This window comes from Pseudarthrobacter sp. R1 (assembly GCF_024494415.1).
Lineage (GTDB): Bacteria > Actinomycetota > Actinomycetes > Actinomycetales > Micrococcaceae > Arthrobacter.
In genome coordinates, this window is the sequence record NZ_JAMKFI010000006.1 from 314,707 (window position 1) to 336,000 (window position 21,294).

19 protein-coding genes are annotated in these 21,294 nt (G+C 64.4%); 12 read left to right on the forward strand and 7 right to left on the reverse strand.

Annotation, left to right across the window (positions count from 1 at the left end; translation table 11 throughout):
* Positions 1-215: 215 nt before the first annotated feature.
* The 3 genes from M8J71_RS07520 to rraA all read right to left on the reverse strand — a co-directional run bounded on the left by M8J71_RS07520 (position 216) and on the right by rraA (position 4,118).
* A complete protein-coding gene (locus M8J71_RS07520; RefSeq protein WP_256247321.1) occupies positions 216-1,655 on the reverse strand; it encodes a sugar porter family MFS transporter in 1,440 nt (479 codons plus the stop codon).
* A gap of 213 nt (positions 1,656-1,868) precedes the next feature.
* Positions 1,869-3,521, reverse strand: a complete 1,653-nt coding sequence (locus M8J71_RS07525; RefSeq protein WP_256247322.1) for an MDR family MFS transporter — start codon at positions 3,519-3,521, stop codon at positions 1,869-1,871.
* 99 nt (positions 3,522-3,620) lie between these two features.
* Complete coding sequence (gene rraA / locus M8J71_RS07530; RefSeq protein WP_256247323.1) at positions 3,621-4,118, reverse strand: ribonuclease E activity regulator RraA; 498 nt, start codon at positions 4,116-4,118, stop codon at positions 3,621-3,623.
* A 123-nt stretch (positions 4,119-4,241) separates the two neighbouring features.
* Here rraA and M8J71_RS07535 point away from each other — a divergent pair, with 123 nt between their 5' ends.
* From M8J71_RS07535 to M8J71_RS07555, 5 genes are all read left to right on the forward strand, one after another.
* Positions 4,242-5,528: an MFS transporter gene (locus M8J71_RS07535; protein ID WP_256247324.1), complete on the forward strand. Its 1,287-nt coding sequence runs from the start codon at positions 4,242-4,244 to the stop codon at positions 5,526-5,528.
* A 139-nt stretch (positions 5,529-5,667) separates the two neighbouring features.
* The gene (locus M8J71_RS07540) at positions 5,668-6,276 is read left to right on the forward strand and encodes a TetR/AcrR family transcriptional regulator (RefSeq protein WP_256247325.1); all 609 of its coding nucleotides are present in this window, start codon (positions 5,668-5,670) and stop codon (positions 6,274-6,276) included.
* Between the two features lie 278 nt (positions 6,277-6,554).
* Positions 6,555-7,754: an NAD(P)-dependent malic enzyme gene (locus M8J71_RS07545; RefSeq protein ID WP_256247326.1), complete on the forward strand. Its 1,200-nt coding sequence runs from the start codon at positions 6,555-6,557 to the stop codon at positions 7,752-7,754.
* A gap of 95 nt (positions 7,755-7,849) precedes the next feature.
* Entirely contained in the window at positions 7,850-8,353 is a 504-nt protein-coding gene (locus M8J71_RS07550) for a DUF456 domain-containing protein (protein WP_256247327.1), read from the forward strand.
* A 41-nt stretch (positions 8,354-8,394) separates the two neighbouring features.
* Complete coding sequence (locus tag M8J71_RS07555; RefSeq protein WP_256247328.1) at positions 8,395-8,769, forward strand: nuclear transport factor 2 family protein; 375 nt, start codon at positions 8,395-8,397, stop codon at positions 8,767-8,769.
* A gap of 1 nt (position 8,770) precedes the next feature.
* On the opposite strand, the gene M8J71_RS07560 is transcribed toward M8J71_RS07555, so the two are convergent.
* Positions 8,771-8,977, reverse strand: coding sequence for a hypothetical protein (locus M8J71_RS07560; protein WP_256247329.1), 207 nt, complete (start codon positions 8,975-8,977; stop codon positions 8,771-8,773).
* Between the two features lie 155 nt (positions 8,978-9,132).
* On the opposite strand from M8J71_RS07560, the gene M8J71_RS07565 reads away from it, so the two are divergent.
* The gene (locus tag M8J71_RS07565; RefSeq protein ID WP_256247330.1) at positions 9,133-10,110 is read left to right on the forward strand and encodes a hypothetical protein; all 978 of its coding nucleotides are present in this window, start codon (positions 9,133-9,135) and stop codon (positions 10,108-10,110) included.
* 11 nt (positions 10,111-10,121) lie between these two features.
* Here the strand turns inward: M8J71_RS07565 and M8J71_RS07570 are convergent, their stop codons facing one another.
* Positions 10,122-10,775, reverse strand: coding sequence for a LysE family translocator (locus M8J71_RS07570; RefSeq protein WP_256247331.1), 654 nt, complete (start codon positions 10,773-10,775; stop codon positions 10,122-10,124).
* A 105-nt stretch (positions 10,776-10,880) separates the two neighbouring features.
* On the opposite strand from M8J71_RS07570, the gene M8J71_RS07575 reads away from it, so the two are divergent.
* Entirely contained in the window at positions 10,881-11,336 is a 456-nt protein-coding gene (locus M8J71_RS07575) for an Lrp/AsnC family transcriptional regulator (protein WP_256247332.1), read from the forward strand.
* A gap of 4 nt (positions 11,337-11,340) precedes the next feature.
* Here the strand turns inward: M8J71_RS07575 and M8J71_RS07580 are convergent, their stop codons facing one another.
* A complete protein-coding gene (locus M8J71_RS07580; protein WP_256247333.1) occupies positions 11,341-11,799 on the reverse strand; it encodes an Lrp/AsnC family transcriptional regulator in 459 nt (152 codons plus the stop codon).
* A 91-nt stretch (positions 11,800-11,890) separates the two neighbouring features.
* Positions 11,891-12,562 (reverse strand): response regulator transcription factor, encoded by a 672-nt coding sequence (locus M8J71_RS07585; protein ID WP_256247334.1) that lies wholly within the window; start codon positions 12,560-12,562, stop codon positions 11,891-11,893.
* Between the two features lie 242 nt (positions 12,563-12,804).
* Between M8J71_RS07585 and M8J71_RS07590 the strand changes: the two genes are divergently transcribed.
* The 5 genes from M8J71_RS07590 to M8J71_RS07610 all read left to right on the forward strand — a co-directional run bounded on the left by M8J71_RS07590 (position 12,805) and on the right by M8J71_RS07610 (position 21,246).
* Positions 12,805-16,083, forward strand: a complete 3,279-nt coding sequence (locus tag M8J71_RS07590) for an efflux RND transporter permease subunit (protein WP_256247335.1) — start codon at positions 12,805-12,807, stop codon at positions 16,081-16,083.
* Positions 16,080-16,538: a hypothetical protein gene (locus M8J71_RS07595; RefSeq protein WP_256247336.1), complete on the forward strand. Its 459-nt coding sequence runs from the start codon at positions 16,080-16,082 to the stop codon at positions 16,536-16,538. Before M8J71_RS07590 ends, M8J71_RS07595 begins: the two co-directional genes overlap by 4 nt.
* 6 nt (positions 16,539-16,544) lie before the next feature.
* The gene (locus M8J71_RS07600; RefSeq protein WP_256247337.1) at positions 16,545-19,685 is read left to right on the forward strand and encodes an efflux RND transporter permease subunit; all 3,141 of its coding nucleotides are present in this window, start codon (positions 16,545-16,547) and stop codon (positions 19,683-19,685) included.
* A 365-nt stretch (positions 19,686-20,050) separates the two neighbouring features.
* On the forward strand, positions 20,051-20,932 hold the full coding sequence (gene gluQRS / locus M8J71_RS07605) for a tRNA glutamyl-Q(34) synthetase GluQRS (RefSeq protein WP_256247338.1): 882 nt from the start codon (positions 20,051-20,053) through the stop codon (positions 20,930-20,932).
* 113 nt (positions 20,933-21,045) lie between these two features.
* Positions 21,046-21,246 carry an AsnC family protein gene (locus M8J71_RS07610; RefSeq protein WP_374114820.1) on the forward strand — a complete coding sequence of 67 codons (201 nt, stop codon included), beginning with the start codon at positions 21,046-21,048 and terminating at the stop codon, positions 21,244-21,246.
* The last annotated feature ends 48 nt before the right edge of the window (positions 21,247-21,294 follow it).

Genomic DNA, 21,294 nt, shown 5'->3' on the forward strand with positions numbered 1-21,294 from the left:
CGACAAAAACCCCGCACGCTTCCACCAGCGCCCCAGCACACCAACCCCCGCCAGCCACGCCGGCATCAACCTACCGGCAACAACAAAACAACCAACCCAATGACTCCACACAGCTTGACAGTCTGCGGGGCTGCCAAAGGTGAGAGAGCGTTCCGTAAAAACCCCCGTTAGGTGAGAGAGCGTTCCGTAAAAACCCCCATTAGGTGAGAGAGCGTCTAGCCCTTGGCGGAGCCTTTCGCCACAAACAGCGTCTCCGCCTGCTCCAGGGACATCCCGTTGGTCTCCGGCACCTTTAACATCACAAAGAAGAACGACGCCGCCGCGAACAGTGCGTACATGGCGTACGTCAGCGGGAGCGAACCGGCGGCCATGACCGGGAAGCTGAGCGTGATGGCAAAGTTCGCCACCCACTGCGCAGCGGCGGCAAGGCCAAGGGCGCGGGCACGGATCCGGGACGGGAAGATCTCGCCCAGGAGCACCCACACCAGCGGGCCCCAGGACGCGCCGAAGCTGACCACAAACACGTTGGCCGCCACGAGGGCCACCGGACCCCAGGCTCCGGGCAAAGAAATCTCGGTGCCGGATCCAACGGCGGAGGCGAATGCCAGGGCCATGGCAGCCAGGGACACAGCCATACCCACCGAGCCCGCCAGCAGGATGGGTCGGCGGCCGATGCGGTCCACCAGTGCGATGGCCACGAGGGTTACCAGGATGTTGGTGACGGAGGTGGCCACGGAGATCGTGAGCGAATCCTTTTCCTGGAAGCCCACCGCCTTCCACAGCGTGGTGGAGTAGTAAAAGATCACGTTGATGCCCACGAACTGCTGCAGCACGGACAGGACGATGCCCACCCAGACAACCGCCTGCAGGCCGAAGGTCTTGCCGCGGAGCGAGCCTTTCTGGCCGGCCAGCTTGTCCTCTTCGATCGCTTCACGAATTTCGCGAATGTGCCGGTCGGTGTCCTCGGCCGGTGCGATCGAGTCAAAGACGTCGCGTGCTTCGTCTTCCTTGCCCAGGAACACAAGGAACCGCGGCGACTCCGGAAGGGTGTAGGCCACCCAGCCGTAAACCACTGCCGGCAGGGCGGCGGCAAGGAACATCCAGCGCCAGGCCTCGATCCCCAGCCAGAAGGCCTGGTCGGCGCCGCCGGCGCTGGTGGCAAACAGCGCGTCCGAGAGCAGCGCCGCAAAAATGCCTGTGGTGATGGCGAGCTGCTGCAGTGACGCCAGCCGGCCGCGGACCTTGCGCGGCGAAATCTCGGAGATGTATGCAGGGGCGATGACCGAGGCAAGGCCGATGCCGAGCCCGCCCACCAGGCGCCAGAAGATCAGGTCCCAGACACTGAAGGCGAAGCCGGTGCCGAGGGCGCTGACCAGGAAGAGCAGTGCGCCCAGCTTCATGGCGGGGATGCGTCCGTACCGGTCGGCGACTTTTCCGGCCAGGTACGCGCCTGCAGCACAGCCCAGCAGGGCGATGGCCACGGCGAAGCCTGTGACAGCCTCGGACAGCGCAAACTCGTCCTTCATGGCATCCACCGCGCCGTTTACCACGGACGAGTCGAAGCCGAACAGGAATCCGCCCACCGCACCTGCGAGCGCCAGCCAGATCACCCGCCGCGGTATCTTGGCTGTTGTCTGCTCCTGGGCAGTGGGCATGGTTCTCCCTTGGTTTGGGTTCGGGTGGATGCGGTGCGGACGTCGTCGGCTGCGGAACCGGCCACCTGGCCGGCGCACACGCGCTACACAGTGTTCCACGCCACCGCGGACTGTTCCAGTCGAGGGGTGCCAGGAGCCTGCTTGCCCCGAAACAGAGGACGACGACGGCGGGAGGCGCCCGCCGTCGTCGTCACATGGTGCAGGGCAGGGCGGTTAGTGAACCGCGGCCGGCTCCTGCGGAACCGCCTTGGAGTCCGTGAGCTTCTTGTTGGGCAGCGCGAAGCTGATCAGGAATGCGATGCCGGTGAGCACGGCCGCCGTGAGCATCACGGCGTCGATGGCATAGGCGAAGCCCTCGGTAATGGGGCGGGTCAGCGTGCTGTTGGCGGTGTGAAGCCAGCTGGTGTCGTTGAGGGATTCGTTGGAGGCTCCGTCCCGGAAGAACTCGTACAGCTTGGCGTTGGCCGGGTCTCCGGCCACCGCGGGATCCTGAAGGACTGCCTGGTACTCGGCACGTCCCATCGCGGACTTCATGGTGTCGGCGATCCGGGTGGCGGCCAGGCTGAACAGCATGGAAATGAAGACGGCGGTGCCCACTGCGCCGCCCATGGACCGGAAGAACGCGGCGGAGGAGGTGCCCACGCCCATGTCGCGGCGCGGCACGGACACCTGCATGGCAAGGGTGAGCGGCTGCATGCAGAAGCCCAGACCCATGCCGAAGAACACCGCGATCACCCCCGGGACCCAGAGGCCGGTGTCCACGCCCAGGGACAGCCCCATTACCAGGGCAGCGGCGGTGAGGATGGCCGTGCCCATGATGGGGAAGATCCTGTAGGTGCCGGACGCCGAGATGGTGCGGCCCGCCGTGATGGAGCCGGTGAGGATGCCGACGGTGAAGGTGATCATCATCAGGCCGGCCTCGGTGGGGGTAAGGCCCTTGACCAGCTGCAGGTACATCGGGAGCATGGCGATGGCCCCGAACATGCCGATGCCGATGATGAAGTTCAGCAGCGACGACAGGCCAAAGGTTGCGTTCCGGAAGAGCCGCAGCGGGATCAGCGCGTAGTCGCCGGCACGCTTTTCCGCTAGCAGGAACCAGACAATGCCCACCACGCCCAGGCCATAGCAGAGGAAGGAGTTCAGGGATGCCCAGCCCCAACTGCGCCCCTGCTCCGCCACCAGCAACAGCGGCACGATCGCCAGGGTGATAGCCGCTGCGCCCCAGTAGTCGATCTTCTGCTTCACGTGCTTCACCGGCAGGTGCAGGAACAGGAACACCACTGCCAGTGCGGCCAGGCCGATGGGCAGGTTGATAAAGAACACCCAGCGCCAGCCCTCGAACCCCAGGATGTTGGCGGAACCGGCGAAAGCGCCCCCCACTACGGGGCCAAGCACCGAGGAGACGCCGAACACGGACATGAAGTAGCCCTGGTACTTGGCGCGGTCCTTCAGTGAGACGATGTCGCCGATGATGGTCAGGGCGAGGGCCAGCAAGCCGCCAGCGCCAAGGCCTTGGACGCCGCGGGCAAGGGCCAGTTCGGTCATGGAGTGGACCGAGCCTGCGTAGAGCGATCCCGCCAGGAAGATGACGATGGCGGTCAGGTACAGCGGGCGGCGGCCGAAGATGTCGCTGAGCTTGCCGTACAGCGGGGTGCTCACCGTGGACGTAATGAGGTAGGCGGTGGTGGCCCAGGCTTGGAGCGAGAGCCCGTCCAGGTCATTCGCGATGGTGTAGATGGACGTGGACACAATTGTCTGGTCCAGCGATGCCAGGAACATGCCCAGCATCAGGCCCACCATCACGGTGACGATTTGGCGCGGGGTCAGGGTGTCTCCTGCGGCGCGCGCGGCAGCGGGTTTGGGCATGGGTGCTCCAGGGGAAGAAATCAGGCGCGGATAGTTGCTTTCAGTAACTATGTTACGCGCAGGTCTATTCCCCGGGACCAGAACTTTCTGCTGGCGGGGCTAGCGCTCCACGAGGATGCCATCCGGGTCGCACCAGATCATGGTCCCGGTCCGGATGGTCACGCCGTCGACCACCAGGTCCACATCCACCTCGCCGGCGCCAGCCTTGGCACTCTTCCGCGGGTTGCTGCCCAGGGCCTTCACCCCGAGGTCCAGCCCGGCGATCGCTTCACGGTCGCGGATTGCTCCGTTGATGACGACGCCGGCCCACCCGTTTGCCACGGCGCTTTCGGCGATCATGTCCCCCATCAGGGCTGTGCCCAGCGAGCCGCCGCCGTCCACCACCAGCACGTTGCCGTTGCCCGGGGTTGCCAGGGTGGACTTCACCAGCGCGTTGTCCTGGAAGCAGCGGATAGTGCGCGCCTGTCCGCTGAAGTGTGAACGGCCGCCCAGGGACTGGAACTGCAGTGATATCGAGGCCAGTTCCTCGCCGCGCTCGTCGTAGAGGTCTGCGGTGTTGACGGCGGTGCTCTCCGCCGGAGTGGACGCTGCGCTCATGTGGTTCTCCTTGATGCCCGGGCTGCCGTCAGTGGTCGCCGCGCGCCCTCTGGCAGCGGCGGCACGGTAAAGCCCACGATAGTCTGATTCCCTAGCCAATCAGCCGCAGCGGGGGAGTACATCATGAGTCTGTCCGATACGCCCGCTCCGCTGGAGCACGACGCCGGGCAGGACGGTCCGACGGCGGCGCTCGCCGAGCCGACGGCGAAGGTCACCGCGCGGTGGGTCACGGGGCTGGTGCTGGTCAACGTTGGCATCAACGCCGCGTTCTTCGGGCCCATCAACATCTTTATCGCCGAGCAGGCCATTGGCATCGACGAAACAAACAAGGAAGCCATCGCCTCCCTCGTACTTGGGTGCGGTGCCGCCGTATCCCTGGTGGCCAATCCACTGTTCGGTGCGCTCTCTGACCGGACGGTCTCGGGTTTCGGCCGGCGTGCCCCCTGGGTACTGGGCGGTGCCGTCCTGGCCACGGCAGCATTGCTGGCGTTGTCCGGGGCCACGGCTGTTGCCATGATGGTCCTGTTCTGGTGCCTGGTCCAGCTGGGCGCCAACGCGGCCTATGCGGCCATCACCGCCGCCATCCCGGACCGGGTGCCGGTGCTGCAGCGCGGCGGAGTGGGTGGACTTGCGGCTCTGGGCCAAACAGCGGGCATCCTCCTGGGCTCAGTCTTCGGGGCGGTGGTGTCGGGAAACTACATGGTGGGGTACGCCCTGTGTGCTGCCGCCCTGCTGTTCTCCGTGCTGCCGTACCTGTTCCACCGGAATGACCCGCCGCTGCCGGGGGCGCTCCGCCCGCCTTTCTCGTGGCGCAGCTTCCTCCGCGGCTTCTGGATCAGCCCGGCCCGCCACCCGGACTTCGCCTGGGCCTGGCTCACCCGCTTCCTGGTGAACGTCTGCAATCAGCTGACCATTGTGTACCTGATCTTTTTCCTTGCGGACGTCCTCAAGCTTGAGAACCCGGCGCTGGGAGTCCTGATCCTGACCGGCATTTATGCGGCGTTGGTGATGGTTACTGCGGTGATCGCGGGGCCGTGGAGCGACCGGCTGGGCCGGCGAAAGCCGTTTGTGATCGGATCCTCAGCCCTCATTGCCCTCGCGGGCCTCACTATGGCGTTTTTCCCAGTATGGACTGGCGCCCTGGTTGGCGCCGCCATCCTCGGCGTGGGGTTCGGCGCCTACCAGGCCGTTGACTTTGCGCTGCTGACGCAGGTGCTGCCGCAGGCCGCCGACCGTGGCAAGGATATGGGGGTCATTAACGTGGCCGCCTCGCTGCCGCAGGTGTTCGCGACCGGCCTCGCGTTCCTCGCGGTAACGCACTTCGGGGGGTACTTCACGCTGTTCATCACTGCGGCTGTCATGGGCCTCCTGGGTGCGGTGTTTGTCGTCAAGATCAAGGGCGTCCGCTAACCGGCTGAAACCCCGGAAGCTAAGGCAGGCTGACTAATTACGGCACAGTACTGTGCCGTATAGTTGAACCGGATTGCAGGCGGTCCGGGATGGGGACGCTCCCGGCTGCTGCACCGTCAAACACAACCCCGGAATACTGATGCCTGAGACTTTTCCAGACCATCCGCCCATGGCTGCCATGCCCTCAGCTCCACGCCAGCGCCTGCGCTATTCGCGCATCCTTGAGGCCGCCGGCGGCTTTGCCCGGAAGGGCCTGGACGCAGTGGAACTGCCCGAGGTGGCGGCGAAGGCCGATGTACCCCTGGGCACCCTGTTCCGGTACTTCCCCACCAGCACCCATCTGATGCTGGCGCTCTACCGCCACCAGCTTGGGGAGCTGCAGGTTGCCGGGCGGAATACTGCGGCGCGGTTCCGGGGGAGGGCGTTGGGCGGGCTGGTGATGGAGATCTTCCACATGCGCGTTATGCAGCCCGCGGTTGAACAGTGCTTGAGCCGCGGCGTCTACCTTCCGGACAGGGACACCACAGCCCTCCTGCACGAAATCGACGCGCTGAGTGAAAAAGTGGTGGCCAATGCCTGCGGCGACGCCACGGCGGCCAAGGTGCTCCTGCTGACGGTCACTGGTCTGGTCCAGTCCGTCCGAAACCGCCGCCTTTCACTCTTCGAGGCCGAGGAGGACCTTAAAAAGGCCTGTGCACGGCTCGCTCCAGCCGCGGAAGGCAGCTACACACTCCATCAAAGCGCGTAATCGGTCTAGACCAATAAGCCCTTAAATCGGCCTTATTACCGTGACGTGGGTCACGAAAGCCGTTGCGGAACCGTTTTGGCACGAGTTCCGGCAGTCAAATCGCGCACAAGCCCCTCACGCCGCTGCCTACCATGGTCCAACGGAGCAGCAGGGCGCATCCCCGACGCTCCTTCCAGACCCGCCACCCCTGGGTTTCCGCCGCACCACTCCGCCTTAGGCCTGTTTGGGCCTGGGCCCCACGTGCCGTGTGCCCACGGCGAGCACCAGGAGACAACGACGTGTCCATTGACGCAATTGCAGCCACTGACAATTCCGCAGCCACCGCGCTGAGCGAAGCCGAGATCTTCGAAGCCCACCAGGGCGGCAAGCTCTCCATCGCCAGCACGGTCCCGCTGTCCAACAAGCGCGACCTGTCCATCGCCTACACCCCCGGTGTGGCCGAGGTCAGCCGCGCCATCCACGCCAAGCCCGAACTCGCCCGCACCCTCACGTGGGCCGAGCGCCTGGTGGTCGTCGTGAGCGACGGCACCGCGGTCCTTGGCCTGGGCAACATCGGCGCCAGTGCCTCCCTGCCCGTGATGGAGGGCAAGTCCGCACTCTTCAAGACCTTCGGCGACCTGGACTCGATCCCGCTGGTGCTCAACACCACGGATGTGGACGAAATCGTGGAAACCCTCGTCCGCCTGCGCCCCAGCTTCGGCGCTGTGAACCTCGAGGACATCTCCGCTCCCCGCTGCTTCGAGCTTGAGGAAAAGCTCATCGAGGCGCTGGACTGCCCCGTGATGCACGATGACCAGCACGGCACCGCCGTCGTTGCCCTCGCCGCGCTGACCAACGCCGCCAAGGTGACCGGCCGCGGGCTGGAAACCCTGCGCGTGGTGGTCTCCGGGGCCGGCGCGGCAGGCATCGCCGTCGCCGAAATCCTGCTGGCAGCCGGCATCACCGACGTGGTCCTGCTGGACTCCCGTGGCATCATCAACAGCACCCGGACCGATCTGGCCGCGGACCAGGCCAGCAAGAAGGCCGACATCGCCGGCCGCAGCAACCCCCGCAGCCTCGAAGGCGGCCCTGCCGAGGCCCTGGCCGGGGCGGACGTCTTCATTGGTGTCTCCTCCTCGAAGCTGGACGAGGAACACCTCGCCCTGATGAACCAGGACGCCATCGTTTTCGCCCTCTCCAACCCGGACCCCGAGGTGCTGCCCGAGGTCGCCGTGAAGTACGCTGCTGTGGTTGCCACCGGCCGGAGCGACTTCCCGAACCAGATCAACAACGTGCTGGCCTTTCCGGGTATCTTCCGCGGAGCACTGGACGCCGGGGCGCGCCGTATCACCCCTGCCATGAAGCTTGCGGCTGCGTATGCCATCGCGGAGCTCGCGGCGGAGGACCTCGCGGCCGACTACATCGTGCCCAGCCCGCTGGACCCCCGGGTAGCCCCGGCCGTCACCGCCGCTGTCGCAGCCGCCGTGGAAGCGGAGTAGCCTCCTTTCCTTGCGTAAATTACGACGACGGCGCCTCCCCTGCGCGGGAGGCACCGCCGTCGTTGGCTGGGCTGGGCCAACCATAGACTGGGTCCATGAACTCCGAGACCGTGGTGACCGTGCTGTGCGGCCTGGCAATTCTGGTAGGCGTGGCAGGCACCGTTATCCCGGTGCTTCCGGGCAGCATCCTGATCGGGGCAGGCCTGCTGGCATGGGCCATCTGGGGCGGAGCAGGCACTGCGGGCTGGGTTGTATTCGCCATTGCCATGGTGTTCGTGGTTGCGGGCATGGCCGCGAGCGCAGTCCTCACGGGCAGGAAGCTCAAGGAACACGCCATACCCAGCAGGAGCATCGCAACCGCGCTGGTCACGGGCGTCGTGGGCATGTTTATCATTCCCGTCGTGGGGCTCTTCGTCGGTTTCGCTGCCGGCCTTTTGCTCAGCGAGTTCCTCCGGACCCGGAACATCAGTACAGCGGCGACCTCCAGCTGGGCTGCCCTCAAAGCAACCGGGCTGGGCATGCTCGCCGAGTTCGGGCTGGCGTGCCTCGCCGCCAGCACGTGGGTGCTGGGCGTGTGGATCGCCGCCGCCAACGGCTGAAGCGCTTGCGGGCCGGACGCACCGGGGCGTAGAACGGCAGCATGACCAAGCGAACTACAGCACGTGAGCACGTGTCCGCGTGGATGGAAAAGTACGAGGCCGCATGGACCAGCAATAAGTCCGAGGACATCCGTGCACTCTTTACCGAGGATGCACGGTACGAGACGCGGCCCCATGACCCGCAGGCGTGGCAGCGGCAGGATGGAATCGTCGACGGCTGGCTCGCAGCGCGCGATGAACCCGACGACTGGACCTTCAGCTGGGAGCTGCTGGGTACGGACGGCGACACTGCCTTTATCCAGGGCGTCACCACCTATTCGGGCGAGCGCCCCACCTATGACAACCTCTGGGTCCTGCGCCTCGATGAGTCAGGCCGGGCTTCCGCCTTCACTGAGTGGTTTATGGAAAGGCCCTGAGCTAGAGGCCCAGTCCTCCCAGTTTGTCCCCAAGCCCACCGGGAAGCTTCCCCAGCAGATCGGCGGGGTTGATGCCCAGCTTGGACAGGAGCCCGGCATGCTGCTCGGTGTCCACCTGGTCCGGCAGCTCGGACTCGGCCTGGGCTGCCTTGTCATTGTCTCCCTGGTTCCTGAGGAGCTCGAGGATCTGGGACTTGTCGATTTGCACGGCATTCTCCTTTTCTGATGAGGAAACTGCTAAGGGTGGTTACTACCCTTCCGGAAATATCGTGACCGGGCAAGGGCCGGCAGGCCGTTCCGTCCCTGCGCCGCCGTCTTCACGGGCCTTCCCCGGCTGTCAGAAGTCCCGGTTAGCATGGAAAGATGACCGCCGGGGATACTGCACCGATCTATTGGGACAGGCGCGACCTCACGCCCTTCGGCCAGCCCCAGCTGCGCACGCCCGTCCATGACCTTGCCGGGGGAGTGGGTGGTCTGCTCACCGGCGTGCTGGGCGGCCGTAACCCGGCGCTGCTCTCTGTGGACGGGGAGGTTCCGCGGCTGAAGCGGATGCTGCCCAAGCCGGCCAAGGCGGTGCACGAGGCAGTCTTCACGAGCCGCCAGCCCGAACAGCTGATCACGCTGGCTCGCGCCTACCCCGGATGGGCCGGCCTTTGCTACCTCATGTCCGGGCTGTTGGTCTACAAACAGGGCGGCTACCTGCGCGCTTCCGAGCTCCTCCAGCGCGGGCTGACCACCAGGAATGAAGACGAAGCCAACCGCTATTCGTCCACCTACCTCACCAGGATCGTCACCCGCATCGAGCTGGCCGAACGCGTGGAGATCCCTGTCCTGTTCAGCGAGGAGTCGGTGTTCCTGGCACTGGCGCACGCACTGCGGGAGACGGGGCGCACCGAGGCGGCGCTGGACGCCCTGACCGGGCTGCCGCCGTCGCTCCCCATGGCCTTGGCGCGCTGCTCGCTCGCCCTGGCCCTGGGCCGGAGCCGGACGGTGATCGACTGGACCGACGGGCTGCTCAACGCGGACGACCTTTCTGCCGCCCTGTTGCTGGTGCGTGCCCGGGCCCTGCGGCGGGAGGGCCGGCTGGATGCGGCGAACCAGGCGCTTGCAGAGGTCCTGCGGCGACGGAAGACCCACCTCACCCTGCGCAACGACGCCCTCACGGACCGGGCACTGCTGCTTCTTGATTCCAGCCGCAGGTCACTCAATCCGCGCGACTGGGGACGGCGGCACGAGGACCCGGTGCCGCAGCGGGAAATCGCAGCGCCGGTTCCCATCCGCAAGGACGAGGAGATGCGCCGGATCTGGGAACAGGATTGGAAGAAGCTCAGCGACGAGTAGGTACGCTCTTGCTAGCTCCCCGCGAACCGGGCTCCGAAAAACATCGGCAGGAGCTGTTCGCCGAGCAGTGCGGCGCCAAGCGCCACCATAATCATCCCGCTGGCCAGCGTTACCATCCGGGCGGCTCCCGGCCTGCTCTGCAGCAGGGTACGGGACAACAGGGCGACGGCGGTGTACACGAGCCCTGCGAGCAGCACGAACGTCAGGCCCAGCAGGCCCGACTGCACCGGGACAGGCAGGGACGCCTCCGCGCTCACGAACTGGGGAACGAGCGCCACATAGAAGAGCAGGCCCTTAGGGTTGATGCCGCTGGTTCCCATGCCCTGCAGGAAGGTGCGGAGCCGGGTGCTGCCGTCATTGCCGGCCCTGGCCGAGAAGCTGGCGGCGCGCCAGGAACGAAGTGTGCTCACGCCCAGCCACATCAGGTACCCCGCGCCGGCCAGCGTAATCCAGCCAAGGACGCCGGGCATTCCCGTGAGCAGGGCGGCAAGTCCCGCCACCAGTAAGGCTGTGTGGAGGACGTATCCGCTGCACAGCCCTGCTACCGCGGGCACAAAGCTGCGCTGCCTCAGGCCCGCGGCGATGGAATACGCCCAGTCCACCCCGGGCGTGCAGGCCAGGGCCCCGGCCACCAGCACAAAGGCTAAAAACAGCTCCGCGTTCATTGTTTCTCCTGCCAAGTGGTCCGTCAGGAGAAACCTTAGATACTTTTGCCCCGGAAGTGCTGTCCCTTTTCGCTCGCACCACGGCGTCGGCGGTAAGATTCTTGCGTGGTTGACCACATTGACCGAAGTATTTTGCGCCACCTGAAAGAGGACGGCCGAATCACCGCCACCGCACTTGCCGGCAAGGTCGGTTTGACCGTTGCCCCTTGCCACCGGCGGCTGCGCGATCTGGAGCAGTCGGGCGTCATCCGGGGCTATCGGGCGGACATCGATCCATCGGCCGTGGGGCTGGGGTTCGAGGCGATCGTGTTCGTGACCTTACGGCAGGTGGACCGCTCCACCATGGAGGTCTTCGAAAACCGGGTCGCAGACAACCCGAACATCGTGGAAGCCCAGCGGCTTTTCGGTTCGCCCGATTACCTGCTGAAGGTCATCGCTGAGGACCTGCCCGCCTACCAGCGCTTTTACGACGCCGAACTCACGTCCCTGCCGGGCGTGGAACGGCTTACCTCCACCCTGGTGATGAAGAACCTGAAGTCCAACGCGGGTCCGCCGGTCTAAGCTGTCAGTTGTTGAGCAGGCCGGTGGTTCGGTAGGGGATGACCTCGCGGAGGAACATGCTGGTGGAGGTCCGCACAATTCCCGGGCAAAGCCTGATTTCCTCCGAGACACGGTAGAGGTCGTCCGGGCTTGTCGCGACCACGCGGATCAGCAGGTCGGTGTCCCCTGCCGGCGCGTGGCATTCGAGCACCTCGGGAATGTCGCGCAGCGCGGCAATGGCCTCGTTGAGGTGGCTCTGGTCCAGTTCGGCGCTTACGGCAGCGGCCACTCCGCGTCCCAGCGCGGCGGGAAGCACCCTGCTGCTGTTGGGGCGCAGGGCTCCCGATGCCGTCATCCGTTCCAGCCTGCTCTGCACCGTACCGCGGGCCAGGCCCAGCCGCTGTGCCAGGACCATGATGGGGACGCGCGGATCTTCATCCAGGCCCTGCAAGATGCGCTTATCGGTGGCGTCCAGTTCCTGCACGGCCCGTCCTTCCCTTCAGGATTCAACACCGTTACCCCGGTTCAGGAGCGGACAAAGTCAGCTGGGCCAACTGTATTAGCCGGAGGCCACATTACCCGGGTGCCACGAGGCCCAGCTGGCGGGCAATCACTACGGCCTCGAGCTGCGAATGGACTCCAAGCCGGGAGTGGATGGCCTTTACATAGCCCCTGCAGGTGTTCTGGGATATACCAAGGGTCTTGGCGTTCGACCGCACATCCTTACCCTCAGCCATCAGCCGCAGCACTTCCATCTGCCGCTTAGTCAACAAGGGCACGGTTGACACAGGGCCTGGTGGCGGCGCCTGTTCTCCGAAAGCCGCCAGGATCTGCGGATCGACTTCGATGATGCCGGCATGCGAATGCCGGACAGTGGCAATGAGCTTGGTAAGGGGCGTGTCCCTGGCCAGGAACGCGGAGGCACCGGCAACAGCCGCCTGTGCCAGGCCCTGTCTCGTGGGCTCGCTGGCCAGCATCACCACCCGTATTCCCGGCAAGGCAGCAACAATTTCTGCAGCAATTGCGGGGCCCCGGCCTTCCAACTGGCCGCAGCCTATGACTACGACGTCGGGCTGAAGGGCCCGGCACATATGGAGGCCGACCGATGCGTTCCTGGCATGACCCAAACCCTGAAGGTCGGGTTCACGGTCGAATGCCAATGTCAGCAATTCCGCAAATGAGGTGTGGTCATCAATTACGAGGACAGTCGTTTGGGCTACGCCGCCGTCAACAGCTTCTGCCGTCATTGCCATTATCCCCAATCACCGGTTCATACGCGCATCGTTGCGCATTAAGTACACGGTTCCCGTTATGCCACAGTATGCGCCGTCTCGCGCCCCGGTGTATAGGTGAATGGCCCCCTTCCTAAAGGTGAAAACCCCCTATTTTGGGGATCCGCCTAACTAATCTGGGGACTGTTTGCCGATCCTGCGCCGGGGGAAGCTTAGAGCACTGGCAATGAGGCCACCACCTGCACTTGGGATGAGCGATGACCGGTTTGTTTGCACGATGGAGTTTCCAATTCCGGCTGCTGATCCTGGCATTGGCTGCAGGAATAATAGCGATGGGGTTCTGGTACATTCCCAGGTCCTCAGTAGACGCCCTGCCTGAATTCGAGCCCGCCCAAGTTGAAATCCAGACTGAAGCCTTGGGACTGTCCGCGCTTGAAGTTGAACAGTTTATTACCTCGCCTATGGAAGTGGACCTTCTTAACGGCGTCGCATTTCTCGATGAAATCAGGTCCCAGTCGGTTCCGGGCCTTTCCTCCATCCAGTTGCTCTTCGAACCCGGCACCGACTTGCCCAGGGCGCGGCAGCTCGTGGCCGAGCGGTTGGTCAAGGCCAGCTCCCTGCCGCGGGTCTCAACGCCCCCGGTTCTGATGCAGCCGAAGTCTTCCACCAGCCGCGTCATGATGGTGCGCCTGTCATCCACCGACGTTCCGCTCATCGAAATGTCCGTCCTGGCCCGCTGGAACATCAAGCCCCGCCTGATGGGTGTTCCCGGTGTTGCCAACCTTTCCATCTGGGGGCAGCGTGAGCAGCAGATGCAGGTCGAAGTGGACCCCGCAGTGCTTCAGGCCCGGGGGGTCACGCTTAACCAGGTCATCCGGACGACGGGCAACGCGGTGTGGGTGTCCCCGTTGTCATTCCTTGAGTCCTCAACACCGGGATCGGGCGGTTTCCTGGAGACTGGTAACCAGCGCATAGGCATCCAGCATGTCCTGCCGATCACCACCCCCAGCGACCTGGCGCAGGTCAGTGTCGAAAACGTGACAGGCACTCCGCTGGTACTGGGTGATGTCGCCACAGTCAGGGAAAACCATCAGCCGCTCATCGGCGACGCAGTGGCGGATGAGGATCCCGCCCTCATGCTGGTCATCGAGAAGTTTCCCGAAACCAATACGGCTGAGATCACGGCAGCGCTTGAAGCGGCACTGGAGGACCTGAAGCCAGGCCTTTCAGGAATCAACGTGGACACAAGCGTCTACCGGCCTGCGACTTTCCTTGAATCCGCAGTGCAGAACCTGGGTACTGGCTTACTGGTCGGCCTGTTGCTGGCAGCCCTCCTCCTGGGACTCTTCTTCAAGTCCTGGCGAATGGCCCTCGTAGGGCTGATTGTCCTGACAGTATCCACCGCGGCAGCTTTGCTCATGCTGTTCGTGCTCGGAATCGGGCTGAACGTCATGGTCTTCGCCGGGCTGGTTCTGGCTTTGGTTGTGGTGGTGACCGACCTGGTGACCGACCTGAATGGGTTACGACGGCGACGGGAGCTTTCCGCCGCGGGTACCGGCCGGCGGGCCGCGGCTGCAACTTCCCCTGACGCCGCGGACGGCGGGAGCATGGACGGCGGCCCGGCGGAGGCAGAGGTGAACGCGGAGCCACGAATGGCTCTCATTACCGCCGCCCTCCAGCAGACCCGCAATGCAATCATTTTCGCCGGACTTACCATGGCGCTCGCTCTGCTGCCCGTGCTGTTCCTGGCCGGGTTGAACCGGGCCCTCTTTGTTCCCCTTGTCCTGTCCTTCCTGCTGGCGCTGGCCGTCGCTCTGCTCGTCGCCTGGCTCCTGACCCCGGCTTTGGCCCTTACCTTCATGGGGGGCGAGGAGCGCTCGCCGCAGCTTCCCGGTAATATCCGGGAGGGCTCCCGGAAAGCGCTGGACTGGTGCACAGCCAACACTCGTTGGGCATTGGCTGCAGTGGCTCTGGTTGCGGTGGGTGCGGTGGCAGGGATACCGGCGCTCGCCGCTGGGCAGCCCTCGGTGACGGCCCTGCAGGATCGGATTCTGCTGGTTCAGTGGGATGGGCTTGCGGGAACGTCGAACAGTGAAATGAACCGGGTATCCGCCCTTGCCAGCAACGAGTTGAAGAACGTACCCGGAGTGGCCAGCGTGGGCGGGCACGTGGGCCGCGCCATCACCTCCGACCGTGTGGTTGGCGTAAATTCAGGGGAACTTTGGGTAACCATGGAGCCGGACGCCGACTACTCAAGTGTGACCGATGCTGTGAATGAAGTAGTTTCCGGCTACCCGGGTATCAGCGGCAGCGTGCTCTCCTACGGCCAGAACCGCCTCGAAGCCGAGCGCAGCCAATCAGAACACGAGTTTTCGGTGAGGGTCTTCGGAGCGGATTCCCGGGTCCTGCGTGAAACGGCGGAAGACGTCAGGGAGATGATGTCAACCACCGCAGGCCTGGTAGACCCGCAGTTGTCCCTCCCGGAACTCCAGCCCATCGCGGAAATCGAAGTTGACCTGGCCAAGGCCCAGCAGGCCGGCATTAAGCCCGGTGACGTACGGCGTGCAGCAGCCATCCTTTTGCAGGGCGTCGATGTCGGCTACCTCTTCGAACAGCAGAAGGTGTTTCAAGTGGTGGTGAAGGGCGCGCCGGCCACCAACTCAAGCCTTACCAGCGTGCAGGAGCTGCTGATCGACAAGCCGGGCGGCGGTCACGTCCGGCTCGGAGATGTGGCCGGCGTCCGGGTAGCACCGAACGAGGCGGTCATCACCCACATCGATACCTCCCGCTACATGGATGTTGTTGCCAAGGTGGATGGCAGGTCACTTGAAGACATTTCATCGGATGTCACCCGCGGGCTGGCTAACCTCAAATTTCCCGCGGAATATCACGCGCAAGTGCCGTCCCAGTACATCCAGCAGGAGGACACTCTGCGGCTGGCCTGGGCCGTTGCCGGAGCCGTGCTGATCGGCATTTTGGTACTCCTCCAGACTGCATTGGGAAGCTGGCGGGTGGCACTGGTCGTATTCCTGGCCTTGCCGTTCGCCCTTGCCGGCGGCGTTTTGGCTGCGTTCCTCTCGGGCGGCATCGGTTCCCTGGTGACTCTCCTGGCTTTCGCGGCTCTGTTGGGGATGGCCGTGCGGGACTCCATCCTGCTGGTCCGGCGCGCCCAATCGCCGGACGCGGCCAACAATCCTGCAACTGTGGAGGCGCGGGAGGAAGCCCCGGAACGGGACGGTTCACGTGCCTCGATTTGGCTAGCCGCCCAGGAACGGTTGGTGCCGCTTCTGGTTGCTGCCGTTATCAGCGCCGCATTCCTTATCCCCCTGGTGGTACTGGGGGGAGTTGTTGGCAGGGAAACTGTCCTGCCTCTGGCCATCGTGCTCTGGGGTGGTTTAGTGAGCCACGCCCTGTTTGTCCTGATGGTCCTGCCAACCCTCCTGCTCGTATTTGGCGCCGGCGCACCGGAGGGCCACCTGAAGCCACAAGGCCCCGCCGACGTTGCGGGGCTCCCTGTAAGAACGGAAATGTCATGACGACTGCAAACGTGCCTTGGAAGCGCCACCTGTCCGGGGCCATGGTTATGGCTTGCCTGATAGGTGGCACTGTGACCGCGTGCGGGAAAGCCCCTGAGACGGCGCCCGCCGCCACCGGGCTGGAAGCGGCCATCCTTGAGGAGGTTGAAGGGCAGGACGTCAGCCGCATCACCTTGACCCAAAAAGCCACAGAACGGTTGGGACTGGCTACAGGCGCCGTGGAGAACATTGAGGGTAAACTCCACGTTCCCTACTCGGCCCTGATCTACGACGCCAGCGGCGGCACTTGGGTTTACACCAACCCGGAGCCGTTGGTGTTCGTGCGGGCGCCCGTCTCGGTTGAACGGATCGAGGCTCCGACCGTAAAGTTGGCCAGCGGGCCCCAGCCTGGAACCCCGATCGTGACTGTCGGTGCGGCCGAACTGCTGGGTGCTGAGTTGGATACGGCGCACTGATACGCCATGCGCAGGCTCATTGGCTTCAGTCTGAAGTTCCGCTCGATCGTGGTGGCGCTCGCCGTCGGGATCATGATGGTTGGCGCCGTGCAGATCAGCTCGGCATCGGTGGACGTGTTCCCGGAGTTCGCGCCGCCCCGCGTGGAAATCCAGACCGCCGCCCTGGGCTTGACCGCCGCGGAGGTAGAGGAACTCATCACCGTTCCACTCGAGGAAGCACTCAACGGCGTGGAGGGCCTGGACGAGCTGAGGTCAAAATCGGTTTCCCAGCTCTCGTCGGTCCTGATGATTTTCGACCCGGGGACTGATCTGCTGAAGGCGCGGCAGTTGGTCTCGGAACGGGTTGCAACGGTCACGCCGACCCTGCCCAGCTGGGCCAGGCCGCCGGAGATGATGCAGCCTTTGTCGTCCACGAGCAGGGTCATGAAAATCGGGCTGTCCTCGAAGGAGCGGAGCCTGATCGAGATGTCCATGTTGACCCACTACGAGCTCCGGGCGCAGCTGCTTTCCGTCCCGGGCGTGGCCAACGTTGCCATCTGGGGTGAGCGGAAGGAAACACTCCAGGTGCGTGTTAAGCCTGACCGGCTGCTGGCCGAAAAGGTGTCCCTTGAGCAGGTGATGTCTACTACCAACGACGCAATGCACGCCGGCCTGCTGAAGCATTCAACAGGCAACCTGGTAGGCGCCGGCGGTTTTGTTGACACCCCGAACCAACGGCTTGGCATCTCACACGTCCTGTCCATCCGCACTCCTGAGGACCTGGCCAAGATCACCATCCTGGAACGAGACGGGAACCCCCTGCGGCTGGGCGACGTGGCCGACGTCGTGATGGACCACAACCCCCTCGTCGGTGACGCCGTCATCAATGACGGCGAGGGCCTGATGCTCATCGTGGAGAAGTTGCCCTGGGGCAACACCCTCGAAGTGACCAGGGGGGTGGAGGAGGCTCTGAAGCAGATGGCTCCGGCGATGGCGGGGATCGACGTCGACACCACCATTTTCAGGCCGGCGACCTTCATAGAGCAGTCGCTGGAGAACCTGAGCGTGGCAATGCTGCTGGGCATCGTGTTGGTCATGATGGTGCTGGGGGCCTTCCTTTTCCAGTGGCGGACGGCCCTCATCAGCCTGATCGCCATCCCTTTGTCCCTCGTTACAGCGGGCGTGGTCATCATGATGACCGGCAGCACCGTGAACACCATGGTGCTGGCCGGCCTGGTCATCGCGGTGGGCGTGGTGGTGGATGACGCCATCATCGATATCGAAAACATCATCCGGCGGTTGAGGCAGCATCGGTTAAACGCAAGCGGCCAGTCCACGGCATCCGTTGTGCTGGAAGCTTCCATGGAGGTCCGCGGACCAATCGTGTATGCAACCCTCATCATCGTGGTGGCCGCGGTACCCATCTTCTTCCTCGAAGGGCTCACCGGGGCTTTCTTCCGTCCGCTGGCCAGCGCCTACACGCTGGCGGTCTTCGCCTCAATGCTGGTGGCACTCACCGTCACGCCAGCCCTCGCGCTCATCTTCCTGCGCAAGGCCCCGTTGGATCCGCGGGACCCGCCATTGGTCCGGGTCCTCAAGCGCGGCTACCACAAACTGATGTCCCGGGTTGTCCGGCGTCCAGGGCCCGGCTACCTGGCTTTCACCGCCCTGACTCTCGCCGGCGTCCTGGTGGCCCCGTTGCTGGGCCAGGCATTGCTGCCTTCGTTCAAGGAACGGGACTTCCTTATGCACTGGGTTACCCAACCGGGCACTGCCCTGGCGGAGGAGGTGCGCATCAGCGAACGTGCCTGCAAGGAATTGCTGGCCGTGGAGGGAGTGCTGAATTGCGGTTCCCACATCGGGCAGGCGAATGCCGCAGATGAGGTTGTGGGGGTGAACTTCGGCGAGAACTGGATCAGTGTGGATCCTGCGGCCGACTACGACAAGACGCTGGCTGCCGTGCAAGAGGTAGTGGACGGTTACCCAGGGATCTACCGCGACGTGCAGACCTACTTGAAGGAGCGGATCCGCGAGGTGCTCACGGGTCAAGGCAACGCGGTGGTAGTCCGGGTCTACGGCGATGATCTCGAAACTCTGCGTGAGCTGGCCAAGGAAGTCGAGGAGGTGATGGGGGGTATCGACGAAGCCGTGGAGGAGCACGTTTCGCTGCAGGTCGACATCCCGCAGTTGGACGTGAAAGTCAATCTCGAAGCGGCCAAGCGCTATGGCGTCAAGCCCGGCGACGTCCGACGGGCCGCGGCAGCAATGGTGGCCAGCGAGGAAGTGGGCGACCTGTGGCGCGAAGGGAAAGTCTATGATGTGCGCATCTGGAGCCCACCGGAGATCCGCTCTGACGTTACAAGTATCGGGAACCTGCCGATCCAAACTCCGTCCGGGGCTCAGATCCGGCTGTCCGACGTGGCGGACATAAGCGTCAACGCCACTCCGAGCGTCATTGACCGGAACAACAATTCGCGCAGGATCGACATCAGTGCCAATGCCTCGTCGGATGGTGAACTGGGTACCTTGGTGACGAAACTGCAGGAAGAGCTCGCCGAGATGGAATTCCCCGCCGGCTACCATGCCGAGGTCCTTGGGGAGTTCGCGGAACGCGAAGCCGCCACCCGCCAGCTCATGATCTTTGCCGCGGGTGCTCTCCTGGTCATTTTCCTGCTGCTCCAGGCATCTTTCCGCAGCTGGCGCCTGGCTGCGCTGATCATGTTTACGCTTCCTGTTGCGCTCGTCGGCGGAATGATTGCGGCCTACCTGAGCGGCGGCGTTCTCTCCCTCGGCTCGATCGTAGGGTTCCTGACGGTTATGGGCATCGCGGCGCGCAACGGCATCCTCCTCATCAGCCATTGCCAGCACCTTGAAAAATACGAAAATGAAAAGTTCGGGCCCGAACTGGTGCTGCGGGGCGCGGGGGAACGGCTCTCTCCCATCCTGATGACGACGCTCGCCACCGGGCTGGCGCTGGTGCCGCTGATCATCATGGGCACGATCCCCGGTCATGAGATCGAACATCCCATGGCTGTAGTCATCGTTGGCGGGCTGGTGTCCTCAACGCTCCTCAACCTTTTCATCCTGCCGTCCCTGTACCTGCGTTTCGGGAAACGGCGGACCAAGGCTGAGCCACCCGCTGCCCCAGTGCCCGCACCGGTGGGATAGGCCGCTGGGCAGAAATGGAAGCATATCGATCAATCCGCATCCTGCTTGCCATAAACCGTTGGTCAAACTGATCAATGGAAACAGTGCCTGTTGGTCCACCCTGCCTGTTTTATGCTCAAATAGTGGCAACGAAGGCAAAAGCTACCGCTGATTCCCTCAGGCTCACAGGCTCCCGGCACACCACCCGGAAACTGGACACCGCTTCCCGCAAGGAGGCCGCCGCTGATTGACACTTGTTCACACCACGGTCATTCTGCAAACACCTGCAAGAGCCCCTGAGCTACCGACGTCGGATCTTCCGACGTCAGTAGCTGAGGGGCTCTTGTGCTGTCCCGGCACATGCCCTTCCCGCATAGGGTTGACCCATGACCTCCGCAGGCCGCTTTGCCCCCAGCCCCTCCGGTGACCTCCATGTAGGGAACCTGCGGACGGCAATCCTTGCCTGGCTGTTCGCCCGGTCCACGGGCCGGAAGTTCCTGCTCCGGGTGGAAGACCTGGACCGCGCACGCGCCGGTGCTGAAGCGGACCAATTGCGGGACCTGGAGGCTATCGGTATTACGTGGGACGGCGACGTGGTGCGCCAGACTGCCCGCGGCCCCTACTACGCCGACGCGATTTCCCGCTTGGAGGCTGCCGGGCTGACGTACGAGTGTTTCTGCACGCGGCGCGAAATCCAGGAGGCACCGTCCGCTCCGCACGCGCCGCAGGGTGCGTACCCCGGGACCTGCCGGCGCCTCGGCCTCGCAGAACTTGAGTTCAAGCGCTCTACGCGTCCCGCCTCCATCCGGCTGCGCGCCGACGTCGCGCAGTACACCGTTCGCGACCTGCTGCACGGCACCTATACCGGCGTGGTGGACGACCTTGTGCTGCGGCGCAACGACGGGGTGACGGCCTACAACCTCGCAGTGGTGGTGGACGACGCTGAGCAGGGTATCGATCAGGTGGTGCGCGGCGACGATCTCCTCCCGTCCACTCCACGGCAGGCGTTCCTCGCAGCGCTCCTGAATATTCCTTCTCCGGAATATGCACATGTTCCGTTGGTGGTGAATGCCGACGGCGTCCGGCTGGCAAAGCGGGACGGCGCGGTGACGCTGCGGGATCTGGCAGCTGCGGGGAGCCCTGCCGCTGCTGTACGGAACCGGCTGCTCGAATCGCTGGGGCTGCCCGCCGGTCCACTTGAGAAGGCCCTGGGGGCCTTCGATGCGTCCACTCTGCCTCTGGAACCGTGGGTGTGGCGAGGGGTGTAGTTCCGCGCCCCAAGCGTTGGCTTCATCCGGATGGTGCGCGCCACCACTAGCCGTCAGCTTTCGTTGACACCCGACAGCTCGTCAACTAACGTTGACGCATGGAGGTGGATCGCATGAAAACGCTGGTGGGATCAATGGACGGAATGGGGCCGGCAGAGGCGCTGCACGCCGTCGCCGAGCTGCAGAAGGAAGTGAGCCGGGCAGAATCCTCGCTTGTTCGGAGCGCACGGCAGGCCGGATTGTCCTGGGAAGCCATTGCGCAGTGCCTCGGGGTGAGCAAGCAGGCTGTTCATCGGAAGTACGGCAAGCAGTAGGCGAACAGACCGGTTTTAGCCGGTTGAGCCCTGGCCGCCTCTTCAGCC